The 16888-nt window shown below is 43.4% G+C and carries 16 protein-coding genes and 1 pseudogene; 2 read left to right on the forward strand and 15 right to left on the reverse strand.

What is annotated here, in order from left to right:
• Positions 1-50 precede the first annotated feature (50 nt).
• The 3 genes from RYK49_RS07110 to RYK49_RS07120 are packed head-to-tail and all read right to left on the reverse strand — an operon-like array spanning position 51 to position 2036.
• Complete coding sequence (locus tag RYK49_RS07110; RefSeq protein WP_002894597.1) at positions 51-734, reverse strand: Bax inhibitor-1/YccA family protein; 684 nt, start codon at positions 732-734, stop codon at positions 51-53.
• A 25-nt stretch (positions 735-759) separates the two neighbouring features.
• Complete coding sequence (locus tag RYK49_RS07115; protein WP_314830863.1) at positions 760-1251, reverse strand: HD domain-containing protein; 492 nt, start codon at positions 1249-1251, stop codon at positions 760-762.
• Positions 1252-1295: 44 nt separating this feature from the next.
• Positions 1296-2036, reverse strand: a complete 741-nt coding sequence (locus RYK49_RS07120) for an RNA methyltransferase (protein ID WP_314865354.1) — start codon at positions 2034-2036, stop codon at positions 1296-1298.
• An 84-nt stretch (positions 2037-2120) separates the two neighbouring features.
• Between RYK49_RS07120 and RYK49_RS07125 the strand changes: the two genes are divergently transcribed.
• Together RYK49_RS07125 and yidC are read left to right on the forward strand one after the other, a co-directional pair.
• Positions 2121-2399 carry an acylphosphatase gene (locus tag RYK49_RS07125; protein WP_314830861.1) on the forward strand — a complete coding sequence of 93 codons (279 nt, stop codon included), beginning with the start codon at positions 2121-2123 and terminating at the stop codon, positions 2397-2399.
• Between the two features lie 81 nt (positions 2400-2480).
• Positions 2481-3404, forward strand: coding sequence for a membrane protein insertase YidC (gene yidC / locus RYK49_RS07130; protein ID WP_314830860.1), 924 nt, complete (start codon positions 2481-2483; stop codon positions 3402-3404).
• A gap of 115 nt (positions 3405-3519) precedes the next feature.
• On the opposite strand, the gene RYK49_RS07135 is transcribed toward yidC, so the two are convergent.
• From RYK49_RS07135 to der, 12 genes and pseudogenes are all read right to left on the reverse strand, one after another.
• The gene (locus tag RYK49_RS07135; RefSeq protein WP_002913140.1) at positions 3520-4755 is read right to left on the reverse strand and encodes a cell wall metabolism sensor histidine kinase WalK; all 1236 of its coding nucleotides are present in this window, start codon (positions 4753-4755) and stop codon (positions 3520-3522) included.
• The gene (locus RYK49_RS07140) at positions 4739-5440 is read right to left on the reverse strand and encodes a response regulator transcription factor (RefSeq protein ID WP_314830877.1); all 702 of its coding nucleotides are present in this window, start codon (positions 5438-5440) and stop codon (positions 4739-4741) included. The genes RYK49_RS07135 and RYK49_RS07140 overlap by 17 nt, the downstream gene beginning before the upstream one ends.
• Positions 5441-5444: 4 nt before the next feature.
• Positions 5445-6065 (reverse strand): GTP pyrophosphokinase family protein, encoded by a 621-nt coding sequence (locus RYK49_RS07145; protein ID WP_314830859.1) that lies wholly within the window; start codon positions 6063-6065, stop codon positions 5445-5447.
• Between the two features lie 153 nt (positions 6066-6218).
• A complete protein-coding gene (greA, locus tag RYK49_RS07150; protein ID WP_002894584.1) occupies positions 6219-6701 on the reverse strand; it encodes a transcription elongation factor GreA in 483 nt (160 codons plus the stop codon).
• Positions 6702-6846: 145 nt separating this feature from the next.
• On the reverse strand, positions 6847-8346 hold the full coding sequence (mltG, locus tag RYK49_RS07155; RefSeq protein ID WP_311154921.1) for an endolytic transglycosylase MltG: 1500 nt from the start codon (positions 8344-8346) through the stop codon (positions 6847-6849).
• A gap of 50 nt (positions 8347-8396) precedes the next feature.
• Complete coding sequence (locus tag RYK49_RS07160) at positions 8397-8912, reverse strand: GNAT family N-acetyltransferase (RefSeq protein WP_314830858.1); 516 nt, start codon at positions 8910-8912, stop codon at positions 8397-8399.
• On the reverse strand, positions 8912-9424 hold the full coding sequence (locus RYK49_RS07165; RefSeq protein ID WP_314830857.1) for a GNAT family N-acetyltransferase: 513 nt from the start codon (positions 9422-9424) through the stop codon (positions 8912-8914). The genes RYK49_RS07160 and RYK49_RS07165 overlap by 1 nt, the downstream gene beginning before the upstream one ends.
• Before the next feature lie 11 nt (positions 9425-9435).
• Positions 9436-10770 (reverse strand): UDP-N-acetylmuramate--L-alanine ligase, encoded by a 1335-nt coding sequence (murC, locus tag RYK49_RS07170; RefSeq protein WP_314830856.1) that lies wholly within the window; start codon positions 10768-10770, stop codon positions 9436-9438.
• Between the two features lie 280 nt (positions 10771-11050).
• The gene (locus RYK49_RS07175) at positions 11051-11710 is read right to left on the reverse strand and encodes a cystathionine gamma-synthase (protein ID WP_314830855.1); all 660 of its coding nucleotides are present in this window, start codon (positions 11708-11710) and stop codon (positions 11051-11053) included.
• A gap of 54 nt (positions 11711-11764) precedes the next feature.
• Positions 11765-14866 carry a DEAD/DEAH box helicase gene (locus RYK49_RS07180; protein WP_314830854.1) on the reverse strand — a complete coding sequence of 1034 codons (3102 nt, stop codon included), beginning with the start codon at positions 14864-14866 and terminating at the stop codon, positions 11765-11767.
• Between the two features lie 127 nt (positions 14867-14993).
• A pseudogene (gene engA, locus RYK49_RS07185) lies at positions 14994-15182 on the reverse strand (ribosome-associated GTPase EngA); the annotation flags it as partial.
• Between the two features lie 385 nt (positions 15183-15567).
• Positions 15568-16878 carry a ribosome biogenesis GTPase Der gene (gene der, locus RYK49_RS07190; protein WP_314830853.1) on the reverse strand — a complete coding sequence of 437 codons (1311 nt, stop codon included), beginning with the start codon at positions 16876-16878 and terminating at the stop codon, positions 15568-15570.
• Between the last annotated feature and the right edge of the window lie 10 nt (positions 16879-16888).

The following is a 16888-nucleotide window of genomic DNA, read 5'->3' on the forward strand; positions in this document are numbered from 1 at the left end:
ACAAAAAGCACTGGAGCAAACGTCCAATGCTTGAGTCTTATTTAGCTGAGTTATTTGTTTCTTCCAAAAATACGCAGCAAGCTGAGGAAGAGATTAATGAAGTCCAGATACAGATGCAGAGCCAGAGAAATAGCCCAGCCATTTCCTGGATTGCCATTGGTCTGCTCATAGACATAGCGGATTTTCTGATTGTCCCAAGCGATAAGCCCTGAGAAAATAAGGACGCCAACAATACTTACAATAAAGTCCAAGCCACTGCTTCTCAAGAAGATATTAAGGACGCTAGCAGCGATAATACCAATCAAACCGGCCATACAAGCTCTGCCCATTCCAGAAAGATCCTTCTTGGTCACCTTGCCGATGAATCCCATAGCAAAGAACATAACGGTCGTTGTCAGAAAGGCTAAGAGAACAGTTGACTGAAGATACAGCGCCATGATAATACTTAAGGTAAAACCATTGATGGCTGAGTATCCTAAAAACATTGGCAGCGCTGCCGGACTATTGCTCCGAGCTGCCCCAGAAGCTACCAACACAAAGATAAACTCAGCTGCAATAGCCGCATAGAAAATCCAGGTGGAGCCTGTCAGAACAGAGATAATAATGTCCTGAAAGAAGTTCAGCATCAAGAGGGATACGATTGCTGAGATTCCGATACCGACGCCAACGATAGAATAAATCTTGGCATAGAAAGAATTAATATCTGATTGATCTTGAATAATAGAATGATTCATAGTTACTCCTTTTATAATAAAACATTTACGGTTTCAGCATCTTTCGATGAAAGAGCTTGCGATTACCGCCCTTGCGTCTCCAAGGTGCCGTCGCTTCTTTGACGGCCCAATACTTGTCCACCATCGTCACAACGAATGACTCTTTGTAGCGAGGCGGTGCCAAAGTCAGGCCCCACATATGCTTGACGATAATGTCCTCTTCGACCTTATTGAGCTTAGTAATCTTGCGAGCATTGCGAACTGCCAGCCTCGGATGAACCCAAGCATGACTCTTCTTAAACTTGGTCACACGCCAGTCATAGTAGAATAAGTCATGAAGCAGGGCGCCGCGTGCCGTGCTGCGAGCATTCCAGCCAAATTTTTTGGCAATTCTGTAACTAGTATAACTTACATTGATGGAATGTTCAAGTCTATTGGAATAAATATGATGGGGAATTTCTTTCAGACGCTGCACACTGGGCTTTTCAATCAAGTGCCCAACATAGGCCATAAATTCCTCGTCCTGTTTGTAAGGCATAGAATCACCTCCCTTGCCAACTATTATATCTCTTTTTCTGATTTTTAGCTTAAATGAAAGATTAAAATACCCGCAGCGACAGCAACATTGAGACTTTCTGCCTGTCCCTTCATGGAAATATGGACCAGAACATCAGCTGCTGCCGTCATTTTTGGACTAATTCCCTGCCCTTCATTGCCCATGACTAGAGCAAAGCTCTCTTTACTATCCACCTCTCTGTAATCGATAGATGTTGACGACAAGGTTGACGCCAGAATTGGCAGACTGGAAGACTGAGCCAGCCTAATAAAATCAGCTGTATCCATCCGATAAACAGGCAGATGAAAATGACTCCCCTGCATAGAGCGCAACGTTTTTAAGTTATAGATATCTGCTGACAAACGAGAGATGAAAACCCCATCAAAGCCAGCTGCATCCGCAGTCCGAATGATAGTGCCGACATTCCCTGGATCCTGAACGTCCTCCAAGAAAAGATAGCGTCCGCTTAACTCCGCCGGTATTTCTTCCCTTTCAAAAGCCACTTCCGCGACAATCCCTTGTGGTGTCTTACTATCAGCCAAATCTGCTAAAATCTCTGGACTGACAAAAATCACCTGAGAAAAATCAGCTAATCGCTCTGCGTATTCCGCTAAAGCAAAAATCCGAATCAGCTCTGCCCCGCTGCTGACAGCCTCCTCAAATAAATGCCAGCCCTCGATCAAATAAGAATCCTTGCGGTATTTTTTGTGATGAAGTTTTTTAGCTTTTTTTACCACATTATTGGCTTTTGAGGTTATAATATTCATAAGAACATTATACCATAATTTAGCAGACTTGCACTCATACTGAGGGCTTAAATCCCCTCGGTCCGCTCACTAAAGGAGGACACCATGCAGAAAGTAAAAATGATAGCCCAAGGACGAGTACAAGGGGTCGGATTCCGCTGGGGAGTCTATTCTCTAGCGCTGGAAATCGGAGGTATTACCGGCCGGGTCTGGAACAACGATGACGGTACTGTTGGCATTCTGGCTCAGGCTGATGACCCAGCTCTGATGGCCAAATTTATCCAAGAAATCCGCAAGGGACCGACACCTTTTTCTAAGGTCAGTTATTTGGATGTCACTATGGCCAATTTCGACTCTTACTCTGACTTTAAAATTTCAAATTAGGTCTGCAGAACTATTGTATATTTTGCAAAAAAACAGTAGAATAGATAGGTATTATTTTTTAGAAACAAAGGATATGAACTCGTGAAACATTTCAAACGCTTTTTATTCTCAGGTATGGGACTGGCTGCGCTTCTTTTCCTGTCTGGCTGTGTAGGCCGCGACAAGGCCGGCAATCCTTCTGGTCTGATCTGGGATGTGATTGGTCAGCCCATGGCGGATGGTATCCAATTCTTTGCCAAGAATTCAGGCCTAGGTTATGGTCTGGCGATTATTATCGTTACGCTCATCGTGCGGATTATCATTCTGCCGCTGGGTATCTATCAGTCTTGGAAGGCTACTCTTCAGTCTGAAAAGATGAACTACTTTAAGCCGATTTTTGCCCCAATCCAAGAGCGAATCAAAAATGCCGAAACTCAGGAAGAGAAAATGCAGGCTCAGCAAGAACTGATGGCTGCTCAAAAGGAAAATGGACTCAGCATGTTTGGCGGTATAGGCTGTCTGCCTCTGCTCATCCAAATGCCTTTCTTCTCAGCCCTCTTCTTTGCAGCCCAGTATACTCAAGGAGTTGCAGGCAGTTCCTTCCTCTGGATTAAAGACCTGGCCAAAAGCGACTGGGCTTTGACTGCCATTGTCGGTATCCTCTACTATATCCAGTCAGTGCTCTCTCTGCATGGCATTGAAGATGAAACTCAAAGAAACAGCATGAAACAAGCTTCTTATATGAGCCCTATCATGATTGTTGGTTTCTCATTCTTCTCTCCTGCTGCAGTTACTCTCTACTGGGTAGTCGGTGGTTTTATCCAAATCATCCAGCAATTTATCATTAACTACATCATTCGACCTCGCCTGAGAAAACAGGTGGCAGAGGAATTTGAAAACAATCCTCCTAAAGGTTTGAAAAAAGCTAGCCGGGCTAAAGATGTCACTCCAAAAGCTCAGCCGGCTATTGAGCAAAAGAACAAAAAGAAAAAGAACCGCAATGCTGGTAAGCAACGGTCAAGATAAAGAAAAATTCTTCTAGCTAATACTAGAAGAATTTTTTAATCTCAAGTAAGAATCAGCGTAACCGATATAAAAAACTCAGCAAACAAAGCAATAACTGATGAACGAGGTGACTCTATCACAATAAAACGGTAAAGCCAATCAAGCCTTTCTTATATGAAACCCAAATCCTGCCCTTAAAAATCCGAACCAGACTTTCTGCCATGGATAGGCCAATCCCGTAGCCAGGCTGCTTCTGATTGTGCGATTCGTCTTCGCGATAGAAACGATCAAAGAAACGGCTGTAATCAACATTTTTGCCGTCCGCGTAACTATTGGCCACCGTCAAACGGGCTCGTTTCCCGCGCTTAGCCTTGGTCAGGGTGACAAAAATTTGCCCATCTTCGTCACAATACTTGCAGGCATTGTCAATCAGGATACTAACCAATTCATAAAGTTCATCTTCAGTTGCCTTAACATGGATATCTTCCTGCAGCTTGATCTCATACTTCTTGCCTGCCTTCTCAATGACAGACTTGAAGTTCCCAGCCACTTTTTTGACAACTTCTGAGAAATTCACATCTACCAAAGTAACATCTGGTTGCTCTTCCAGACGGGCCAGAACAACCATTTGATTGATTAGATTACTGAGACGCTTGACCTGGTCCTTGGTGCTTTCTGTCCATTCATTTTCGCCAGTCATCAGCTCTTGCAGCTCCGTATTGGCTGAGATGATTGCCAATGGCGTCTTCAATTCATGTCCCGCATTAGTGATAAAACGCTTCTGGTTTTCATAGTTTTTGATATAGGGACGGATGGCAAAGTTGGAAAATCCAGACACTACTAAGACAAAGAAAATAAAGCTATAGAAGCATAACTGGATAGACAGCCAGAAAAAGTCATTGCGGCTTTCGAGGTAATTGGTCGAATCTAAGACCACCAGTAAATAGCGCTTGGTCTTGGAATCCTGCGTTATCTGGTAGGAATAAAATTGACTACCTACCTTAAAAACTCCACTGCTACGACTGTCCTTAATCACTTTGTTAGCGTAGCTAAGCGCCTGCTCCTTAGATAGATTGGAAAGATGGTCTAAGTTGGTGGAGTAAAGTGTTTTGTCTTCCTTATAGACCACACTGAAATAGCGGTATTGGTAGATCGTGTCAATGGTGATACGGTCGTTTTGCAAGCTCTCTGCCGTTTCTTCTACGCTGGGAAAATCTCCATTATTGGCAGATAGAATATTGAGAACGGCTTGGATTTCTCCGTTGGTCTGCAGAAAGCGAACGGAGTTTAAGACAGCAATCATGGTCAGCAAAATACAGACAATAGCTGCCGAAGCCAACAGAATGAACCGAATTTTAAGCTTCCGAAACATGGCTATCTCCTTCCAGCGGCACCAGAGTGAAACTGCCGCCTTCCTCACCCAAGATAGCAAGATCAGCATGAATAGCCTTCAGCTTCTGACGCAAATAGGAAATATAAATCCAGACGAAGCCTTCGTCCAAATCCTCATCCTCATCTTTGGACCAAACATGGCGGAAGATTTCCTGAGTAGAAAGACTCTTCTGAGCATTAAGCATGAGAAATTCCATCATTCTAGATTCCTTACCGGCTAGGCGGATGGAGTTGGAGCTAATAAGCTCATGTTCTCCGACATTGAGACTGGTTTGGCCAATCTGCAGCAAATTGGGGGTGAACGTCGCTACTCGTCTGGACATAGAGCGTAGGCGAGCCAGAAGCTCTTTCAGAGAGAAGGGCTTGGTCAGATAATCATCTGCACCGGCATCCAGCCCTGTGACCTTGTCATCCACCTCTGACATAGCTGTCAGCATGATGACATGGGTCGTATTGCCGGACTGGCGAATTTCTTTCAAGGCTTCAATGCCTGTCTTGACCGGCATCATGATATCCAGAATCATCAAATCATAGGCATTTCCCTTGGCTAAGTCCACAGCTTCCTGCCCATCAAAGGCTGTATCAACCTGATAGCCTTCATGGGTCATCGCTGTTTCCAAAACTCGGGACAGCTGTTGCTCATCTTCAGCTAATAAAATTTTCATCATATCACTCACTTTCTCGAATCAAATTGCGGATGGTCTGCATGGTCACATCACAGGAAGCCAGCTCATCAGCACAGCGTTTTAGCTCGCGGACAATCCGCTTGCTGTCTTTAATCTCATGCTTGTACTTCATCTGATGCTCTAAGCTGGCCCAAGAATCCATAGCAATGGTCCGAAGCTGGATTTCTACAAAATAGCGGCCGGGGTTTTGACCATGACAGTCCTCATAAGGAGTCTCCACCTCTAATATCAAGTGGTAGGAGCGATAGCCATTAGGCTTGGCAGCTCGGATATAGTCCTTTTCCAGAACAATCTCACAGCCCTCCAGCTGACGAAGCACCTCAATAGTCTGATAGATGTCCTCAATAAAACCGCAAACAATCCGAATCCCAATCGCATCACGAATTTCTTTCAGGGCAGACTCTGGCACCCTAGGCAGATTCTTACGTTGACATTTCTCTTCCATACTGGCTGCCTGCTTGACCCGTGCATTAAAATGCTCAAAAAGCTTCTGCCCTGTTTCCTGCTTGACTCGTTCATTAGCCTCTTGAATACGCTGACTAAGATCATCTAAAATCTTGGGCAGGTAGACACCATATTTCCCATAAATATCTTGCTCTTGCATACAGTTCTCCTACTTTTCTAGCTTATTCTCATTATAGCATAACCATCTGTCTTTTCTCTATTTTTCCCCTGCTCTTCTTATCTAGCCTACACTCTCTGTCTTAAAAGAAACGAAAAAAGAACCAGTCTTCTAGCCAGTTCCTTTTGGTATTTATTAAACGGTTTTTTCAACCTTGAGAATTTTAACATCGTAGCTGCCAACCGGTGTTTCGACTGTTGCAGTATCACCTGTCTTTTTGCCAATCAAAGCTTGACCAATCGGGCTTTCATTGGATACCTTGCCTGCAAAAGCATCTGCACCAGCAGAACCAACGATAATGTAGACTTCCTCTTCGCTTTCGCCTACTTCTTGGATGGTAACTGTTTTTCCGATAGCTACTTCATCCTTGGCTACAGCGTCACTGTTTACAATCTCAGCATAACGGATCTTGGTTTCCAGACTAGAAATCTGACCTTCCACAAAAGCCTGTTCGTCCTTAGCAGCTTCGTATTCACTATTTTCTGACAAATCGCCGTATGAGCGGGCAATCTTAATACGTTCTACCACTTCTGGACGACGCACCAATTTCAATTCTTCTAATTCTTTTTCTAGTTTTTCCTTTTCCTCTAGGGTCATAGGATAAGTTTTTTCAGCCATTTTTTCTCTTTTCTTTTATTTTCTTTTATTTTAAAACTAAAACAAGAGGCTGAGACAAGTCTGTATCAGTCCCTTTTTTATATAGCAGGACTGAGAAAGCTAGAACAAAATGAGCTAGCTTTCTCTCGTCTGCAATGACAGCAGTCTAATTAGAACTGCTACTGGATTGAGTGAGCTTGCTATTGACATGCTCCTCAACATTTTTGGCGTGTTCCTCATAAGTATTAGCGAAGTAAACAGCGCCTGTTTCAACATTTGCCACAAAGTATAGGTAGTCCGTCTTACTTGGATTAATGGTAGCCTCTAGAGCAGATAGGCTCGGACTATCAACTGGCCCAGGCATAAGCCCTTCTTTTTTATAGACATTGAAAGGCGAGTCGATATTGGTATCAATCTCAGCGTCCTCTTTCAGAGTCGTTTTCTTTCCTAGCTTGCCTTGAGCATAAAGGATAGCGATATTACTCTGAAGCGGCATCGCTTGATTGAGACGATTATAAAAGACGCTGGCAATATCTTTGCGGTCCTGGTCTGTCGAACCTTCTTTTTCTACCAGAGAAGCAAGAGTCAGAACTTCATTAACCGTCAAGTTCTTTGATTCAATAGTAGAGTAGTAAGAAGATAGATTGGTATTCATAGCGCCCAACATCTGGTCAATCAAGCTTTCCAAATCCGCATCCTCACCATAGTTATAAGTGGCAGGGAAGAGGTAACCTTCTAAGCGATACTTGACTCCGCTGTCCTTACTTGGCAATGTGCCCAGCAGCTGTGGATATTTAGCCGCCATCTTGGAAATGAAAGCTTCATCCTGCACCTTAGCTAGGAAATCGTCCTTGCTAAAAGGTGTCTTGCTAGTCTTTTTAGAAGTTGCAGCTGCATTAACCGTCACAGCCTCTGCAATCTGCTCCAGTGTATATCCTTCAGGAATAGTAACCTTGCCAACAACTGGTGGTTGCGGCGTATCTGTTCCACCTTCCTGAAGCTGCCGAGCAATGGTATCTAGGTCCATACTCTTCTGGAGATTGTAATAGCCAGACTGGTAATTGTTAAAGCTTTTAATCTTGGAATAGAGACTAAAAACTTGGGCATTTTTAATCAGCCCCTTTTTTTCGAGGATTTCCCCAATCTGCTTAGAGCTTGAGCCTTCTGGTACTTCAACCGTCACATACTCTGTTGCGTTTGCATCAACGGGTTTAAGAGCTGAAGATACATAAGTATAGCCGACAACTCCTGTGACCACAAGTCCCAGCAGGACAATCAGCAGAACCGTTGTCATAATCCTGCGGGCTAAGGTGTTTTGACGTTTTTTCTTGACCGTATTGTTGGCCCGATTAGCCCGAGATAGGACCTCATTGGGCTTCTTATCTTCCTCATCCACTCGGCCATAGACCTGAGGGTGAGCCTTTTCATTCTCTGAAACCTTGTAGGAAACATCTACCGAAGCCGGTCTAGCTTCAAAGTCCTCCGCAGCTGCTGTTTCTTTTGCAGAAGCAGAGTCCGCTTCTGATTGGCTAGTTGAAGAGGGAGTTTGTTCTTCCTTTTCTCCAGCTAAATCTTTCAAAATCTGCTCTTTAAAGCTCAGATTCTTCTCTTTGTCTTGTGATTTTTCAGTCAAAAATTTGACCTCCTTCATCATAATCCCTAACATTATATCTTAAAAGTCAGATAAATGCAATAAGAGTAGGATTTTCTAGCTTATTATTGGTTTTTTTGCAGTTTGAGTCTAGGATTTTCCCAGACCATATCAAACCAAGTAGCGCCTGCATAAGTTGATTGTGACAAACCTTCATTTACAAAGGCATGCTTCTCGTAGTAAGCGGTGAGGTAGTCGTGGCAAGTCAGATTGATGCCGTGGCGTTCATCTGCTATAGCAATTTCTTTCATAGCTTCCAGTAGCTTGCGACCGACTCCCATCCCCTGAGCATCCTTCGAGATAGAAAGGCTGGTCAGAGAGATAAAGCCACCGTCCAGATGACCATAATCTTCAATCTCCTCTGTAAAGGAAATGTCCTTTAAATAACGTTCTGGACGGACAGGTCCCTCCAGATAGCCCATAATCTTACCGTCCTTTTCTGCCACCAAAAAAGTCGAAGATAGGGTTTGGATATGTGCTGCTAGACTTTCGCGGCTAACAGCCTCTTCTGGACTGAAATTCTCCAATTCGATAGCATAAATGGCATCTAAGTCAGCCATTTGAGCTTGACGGATAATCATCACTTCTCCTTAAAATTGGGATTTTCCCACACCATATCAGACCAGACAGCTCCACCATGAGTTGAGTCAGAAATCCCTTCGTGGACGAAACCATTCATCTCATAATAAGGTATCAGCTCATCATGACAGGTTAGGCTAATGCCCTGTCGATTTTGCTGAACAGCTGTCTCCTTGAAAGCTGCAAGCAACAAGGTTCCGACCCCCTGCCTCTGAAAATCCGGATGGACGGACAGACTTTGGACGGCAATGAAGCCACCTTCTGGAGGATTAGCACCCACCTTGCTATAGAGATCATCTGTCAGATATCGCTCCTGAACAGCTGGTCCAACAATATAGCCCGCCAGCTGACCATGCAACTCTGCTAGCAAAAAAGTATCTGGAATCTGCTCAATCCGCTCTTTGATAACTTCGGAACTGGCTGCTTCTGCTGCTGGAAAATTTAGCTGCTCAATTGCAAGAATTTCTTCCCAGTCGCTCAAGTCGGCCTGTCTGATTCGAATCGGTGCTTCCATCAAGTCTCCTCCTACTGAACGTTGCTTGTCAGATTGGACAGGAGGCGTTCAAAGGAATATTCATAGGTCTGGATGTCTCCAGCTCCCATAAAGACATAAACGGCATTATCGTGATCAAGAAGCGGAGAAACATTATCCACGTCAATGACCTTGGCCCGCTTCACAATCTTTTCAGCCAAATCTTCGACCTTAACATCACCATTGTCCACCTCACGCGCAGATCCGTAAATCTGAGCTAGGTAGACTGAGTCAGCCTGATTAAGGGCATCCGCAAATTCGTCCAAAAGAGCAATGGTCCGAGTGAAGGTATGCGGTTGGAAGATTGCCACGATTTCCTTGCTTGGATACTTCTGACGAGCTGCATCCAGAGTTGCGATAATTTCTGTTGGATGGTGAGCAAAGTCATCAATGATAACTGTTTCGTTGACAATTTTCTCTGTAAAGCGGCGCTTAACTCCGCCAAAAGTCTTGAGGTGTTCCCGAACTAGATTCAGATCAAGACCTGCAGTGTACAAGAGGCCGATGACTGCTGTTGCATTCATAATGTTGTGGCGGCCAAAGCTTGGAATTTGGAACTCACCCAGCTCTTGCCCGCGGAAAGAAACTTTAAAGCCTGATCCGCTGGTAGAACGTAAGAGGTCGTGAGCGACAAAGTCATTTCCCTCTTCCTTGAAGCCATAGTAGTAAATCGGGGCATTGGACGTAATCCGGCGCAATTGCTCATCTTCTCCATAAATGAAGAGTCCTTTGGTAATCTGCTTGGCATAGTCATTGAAAGCGTTAAAGACATCTTCCAGGCTCGTGAAATAATCCGGATGGTCAAAGTCGATATTGGTAATGATCGAATATTCTGGATGATAAGGCATGAAATGACGCTCGTACTCGTCTGACTCAAAGACAAAGTACTTGGCATTGGCAGAACCGCGACCTGTACCATCCCCAATCAGATAGCTAGTATCCGTAATATTGGAGAGAACGTGGGAGAGTATACCCGTTGTTGAGGTCTTCCCGTGGGCACCAGCCACTCCCAGGCTGACAAAGTCACGCATAAAGCCACCTAAAAATTCATGGTAGCGTTTATAGCCAATACCGTTAGCGTCTGCATAAGCAATTTCTACATTGTTATCTGGACGGAAGGCATTGCCGGCAATGATTTCGAAGTCTGGCTGGATATTCTTTTCATCAAAAGGCAGGATGGAAATGCCAGCCTGCTCCAGACCGCGCTGAGTGAAATAATATTTATCAACATCACTGCCCTGAACCTTATGGCCCATCTGGTGCAGCATCAAAGCCAAAGCGCTCATACCAGAGCCCTTAATCCCGATAAAATGATAGGTTTTCGTCATGATTACTCCTTAAGATACAAGGCCATAAAAGCAAGTCAAAAGAGGAAAATCTCCGCAGACCCTAATCAGCCCGCAGGGATTTTCTTTATGTACAAGCTTTTAGGCACCACCAAAACACCAAAGAAGCCGGACCAATCAGTAGGTCCCAGCTTCTAGCATCAGTCTTCTTCAACCGATGATGGATGTTATATGCAGATAGATTTTACATTTACATAAGCAAACAGCAATTTCCTTTATACATTAGAAAATTGCAGGCAGAAAATACTCGAGCAAGCCAGCTTTATTCACTGTCCAAGCCTGTCAAGTTCAGCTCTTGAGCCTTGGAATGCTTCAACTGCTCCTCCTTAGCCCTATCCTGATTATAGATCTGACTGGTTTTTAAAAAATCATAATTGTTCTTCTTAGGCTTTTCTTCCGTCTCCTGTGGCTGAGGGCTATACTCAGGCTGAATATCTGCCAAAATATAGTTATCCTGCTGAAGCCTATCGCCAAACTTCGTAAATTCGCCCGATGTATTCTTTTGAAAAGGGGCTGTTGGCTTCGGTCTTTCCGCATTAGAAGCTGTCGGAAGCTTTCTGCTGCGGACCTTAGTCGGAAGGTCGCTGGTCAGATAAGACGCTGAACGCTTCTTTTTCAAATCTGCCCGAGCCTCCTCGCGTGCCTGCTCAGCATAACGAATGGCCGGATCTTTCTTATCAATCGGCTTTTTAAAATCCTTGAAAGCAGATTGCTTTTGCAGCGGTCTTCTGATAGCCTGACTGGCAGCGATGGGAGCATGCCTACTGGAGTCCACAATCGGCATCCATTCCAAATAATTACGGTCTGTATAGTCTCCGGTAATGTTACTAATGAGATCCAATTCATCATAAAGATTCATATGCGGCATTTCCGTCAGCATGATTTCATCATCTGACACCAGAGGAAATTGTTTATCAGTCATATCTTTTTCCTTTCAACCCTTCATTATTATAAACTATTCAGGCTATTTTTCAAGCTATTCTGCCGAAATTCCCAGAATTTCTCGAATTTCCTCCACAGAGAGACTGGATTTGGCTTCTGCTCCGTCAAGAATAGTCGAAACCAGATTGCGCTTGCTCTCCTGCAACTCCTGTATCTTCTCCTCAATCGTTCCCCGTGTAATCATCCGATAGACTTCGACATTGCGCTCCTGACCAATACGGTGGGCGCGGCCGATAGCCTGGGCCTCAACCGCTGGATTCCACCAGAGGTCGACCAAGATGACTGTGTCTGCACCAGTCAGATTGAGACCGACACCTCCGGCCTTGAGGGAGATTAGAAAGGCTGAACGCTGGCCCTCATTGAAGGATGTTGTCATGTCCTGACGCTCCTTGGCTGGAGTAGAGCCAGTAATCTTAAAGGACTCCATGCCCATCTTGTCCAGCTCACTCTCGATAATATCCAGCATACCACGAAATTGTGAAAATATGAGGACACGGCGATTACCATCTTGTATCTGTTCAAGTAATTCTCGCAAACTTTCCAGCTTACCGCTCTCGCTCTCGTAATCTTCCATAAACAGCTTCGGAGTGTCACAGATCTGGCGGAGGCGCATAAGACCTGACAGAATCTCTATCTTGCTGCGGTTGATTTCATCTTCTGTCGCATGGATGATTCTGTCCTGCATCTGCTTGAGCAGAGCCAGATAAATAGTCTTCTGACTATCTGCCAATTCATTGCGATAGGCAACTTCAATCAAATCAGGCAATTCCTGCAGCACATCTTCTTTCTTGCGCCGCATGACAAATGGTTTGATATAGCGAGCGACTTTCTCAGCCTGCAGTTTTAAAAATTCCTTTTTACTTGGCAAAAGTCCTGGCATGACAATTTGGAAAATAGACCAAAGTTCTCCCAGATTATTCTCAATCGGCGTTCCAGAAAGGGCATAGGTATGCTCCACTTCAAAATCCCGCAAATACTGGGCAATCTTGGTCTGGTCATTCTTCATTACCTGAGCCTCATCCAAAATCAGATACTGGAAGTGGTTGTCCCGGTATTCTTCCACATCCTGCCTGAAAGAAGCATAGCTGGTAATGGTAATCTGATGTTTCTCCGCAATCAGCTCATCACGAACATTTTTCAGACCATACACCACCGCCACATCCAAATGCGGAGCAAATTTAGCGAACTCATCGCTCCAGTTGTAAATCAGGCTGGATGGTGCCAAGATTAAAACTTTCTTAGAATCATCTATACGCGAACTCAGAAAAGAAATCGTCTGCAGGGTCTTCCCTAGTCCCATATCGTCAGCCAGAATTCCACCAAATCCATACTTATCCAGCATAGATAACCACTTGACACCCGTCTCTTGGTAATCCCGAAGGTCAGCCTTGACTTGCAGCTCAGGAAGAGGGAATTCCTCTGGGTGAGTCAGGTCAAAGGCCAGTTGCTGCACATCTTTTGAAAACTGTACCCTATCCTTGCCCTTGAAAAACTCTGCCAGTTGATAAGCTGCCAGACTGCTGGTCTGAATGAAGCCATTTTTAGTCCGCTTACTCCGCAGCTGCTGCAAAGTCCGACTCATCTCCTTGGTCTCTTCATCGAAAATCAAGACTTGCCCAGACTTACTGATAAAGAAGTCCTGCTCCTTGAAGAGCGAATCAAGCACTGCATCGACCTCTGACTGCGCAATACCGGCAAAATCGAAACCAACATCCAAGAGGCCTCCATTAAGTTGGACTGAAACATCTGGTTTTGCAGAAACTCCTAGCTCCTGCAATTGATCAGATAACCAAACCTTACCCAATTTTCTAAATGACGGAATAACCTCAGAAAAGAAATGATAAATCTCCTCCGATTTCAGAGGTAACCGTCGACTGACAAAATTGTCAGAAAAACCATTAGATACCATCGTTTTAAAAATGTCTTGCTCATGAGTAAAATCACTAGCATATGGTAATTTTTCTAGTTCTTCTCTACTCGTTATCTTTCTATCCTCAAATTCAAAAAGGAGAGTCAAAACGATTTCCCGATTTTCCGCAATGTCAAAACTAAAGTGAGGCGTAAATTCATGTATCATTAATGATTTCGGAGCTTCAACCCGACCAACTTCACTAAACATGGATAAACTACCTGCCAATTTATCTTTCTCAGTCCTATCAAACTGCAAATGCTTTTCCCCGGCTTGACCCATAGGTAAATCTCTTAATGCTTTTATTAAAGTGATTTGTTTATGATTTAATTGGTAAAAGGTATTGCTAGATAAAATATATTGACCATCATATAACATTTTATAATTTTTTTCTGAAACCGCTAATTCAAAGTAATCAGCATTTTCTTCAACCTCAAACTGATAAATCCCAGCATCCTCATGAAAATCCTGAAACATAACTTCTCTGTAACTATAGAAGCCACATTCCAACTGAAATGAAGTGAGATTCATTAACAGATTGACTCCTTCTTCAAATAGACTTGCAGGAAAAAATAAGTTGCGTCCTGTATTTGGAAAAATGAAATTGGATTCTTTTCCTTGGCAATCCTTTAATAGCCCCTGTAAAAAAATGAGAAGTTCCTGACTAGCCTCATCAAATTCTTCAAAGCAAATTGATTCATAATAGCTTTTTCCAATTTGGTAATATCCTTTTTTTACCACGGTCCTCAAAAAAGATAAAATATCTCGAATGACATAGGAACGTTCATCTGGTAAACGTGAAATTCTAAGAGTCCAAAGAATATGTCCAAGGTAATCATCTTCTTGACCAAAAGCAGATAATTCATATCGAACATCCTCTTTAGATTTTTCAGAAAAGATTTTATCTAGAAATAAACTTCCGAAAGATACTAATTTTTGTGTCTCCTGCTGTGAAGTTTCTTTTTTCTCCATATTTTCCAAAAAAGTCTTACCATCTATATCATTTTTTAGAAAATATTCTAAACCAGCTAAATGAGCACAGTATTTTTTCTTTTTAAAAAAATCGCAAGAACAAAAAATAGCATCATCATTTAAACTATACCGTAAATTTTGTTCATCAATCCGAGCGAATAAAAAAGAATCCTTGGCTTCTAAAATTTCAATTTTTCCAGCTTCGGCTAAGTTTATTCCTTCTGTCCGAATCTTACCAGGAATTAATTTTGCCATAATTACCACCTTACATTTATCTCACCATTATACCATACTTTCGACATAAAAAAAGAAAAGCAAGCTCTTATGCTTACTTTCATTTTTACATATAAACGTATGTTTGTCAAATTGCTACTTCCCAACTCTACTTCCGCTTCCTTGCTATCAGGTGAATGGGCGTCCCTTCAAAGACAAAAGCTTTGCGGATTTGATTTTCCAAGAAACGCAGGTAAGAGAAGTGCATAAGCTCTTCTTCGTTGACAAAGATGACAAAGGTCGGAGGTTTGGTCGCTACCTGAGTCGCATAAAAAATCTTGAGACGCTTGCCCTTGTTTAAGCCGCTGTGCTTTGAGAAGAATTTTTCACTAAGAACATACCAATTGTAACATACAGTGATATAACTAGAATAAGCTTAAACAAAGACCATAGCATAAGCAAAAAAACAATAGCCTTCTCATAAAAACTATAATAAGTTTAACTCAAATAGTGACCTTGCACTTGTACTTCAACTCCACTGAAAAAAAGTTGCCAAAGCAGAAGAAAGAAAGCCAGTAAATAAATAGTTGCAAGTATCCAAAACACTATATTATTCCCTAGATATCTCCTTAATGCCCAAACTACAAGCAGAAATACAGACAAGAAAGTTATTATAAATAATTCAAAATATGACACTTTCTATCTCCTCATAGTAAAAGTAGAAATCCCCAATCTTCCAGCTTCTACTTCCGCTTCCTTGCAATCAAGTGAATCGGGGTCCCTTCAAAGACAAAAGCCTTGCGGATTTGATTTTCCAGGAAACGCAGGTAAGAGAAGTGCATAAGCTCTTCTTCGTTGACAAAGATGACAAAAGTCGGAGGTTTGGTCGCTACCTGAGTCGCATAAAAAATCTTGAGACGTTTGCCCTTGTCAGTTGGTGTCGGATTAATGGCGATGGCATCCATGATAACATCATTGAGCACCGCTGATGGAATACGGGTGTTTTGGTTTTGACTGATTTGCTTAATCATGTCCGGCAGCTTATGGAGACGCTGCTTGGTCAGGGCAGAGACAAAGATAATCGGTGCATAAGACAGATACTGGAACTGGTCACGAATATCTTCTTCCCAGTCTTTCATGGTATGGTTGTCTTTTTCCAGTGTGTCCCACTTATTGACAACGATGACAATCCCTTTTCCTGCTTCATGGGCAAAGCCAGCGATTCGCTTGTCGTACTCACGAATTCCTTCTTCGGCATTCAGCACCATGAGAACGACATCTGAGCGATCAATGGCCCGCATGGCCCGCATGACAGAGTATTTCTCTGTATTTTCATAGACCTTACCTGACTTGCGCATACCAGCCGTGTCAATCATGGTAAATTCCTGACCTTCACTGTCCGTAAAGACCGTATCAATAGCGTCACGCGTAGTACCAGCAACAGGACTGGCAATAACCCGCTCCTCACCCAAGATGGCATTGATCAAGCTCGACTTACCGACATTAGGACGGCCAATCAAGCTAAACTTAATCATATCAGGATTTTCAGCCACTTCTTCATTAGGCAGATTTTCAACAATAGCATCAAGAACATCCCCTGTACCAATCCCATGGACTGAGGAAACCGGGAATGGATCACCCAAGCCCAGCGCATAGAAATCAAAAATCTCATTGCGCATTTCAGGATTGTCGACCTTATTGACCGCTAAAATAATCGGCTTATGAGTCTTATAGAGCATGCGAGCCACATACTCGTCCGCATCCGTAATACCTTCCTTGCCAGACACGACAAAAACGATGACATCCGCTTCATCCATGGCAATCTCAGCCTGGTGCTTGATTTGCTCCATAAAAGGCGCGTCAACATCGTCAATTCCGCCCGTATCAATAATACTAAACTTACGGTTGAGCCAGTTTGCGGTCGCATAGATTCTGTCGCGGGTCACCCCTTCGACATCTTCCACAATGGAAATTCGCTCACCAGCAATCCGATTGAAGAGCGTTGACTTGCCGACATTGGGACGGCCGACAATGGCAATAGTTGGTAAGGCCATGTTTTTCCTC

The organism is uncultured Streptococcus sp. (genome assembly GCF_963525625.1).
Classification (GTDB): domain Bacteria; phylum Bacillota; class Bacilli; order Lactobacillales; family Streptococcaceae; genus Streptococcus.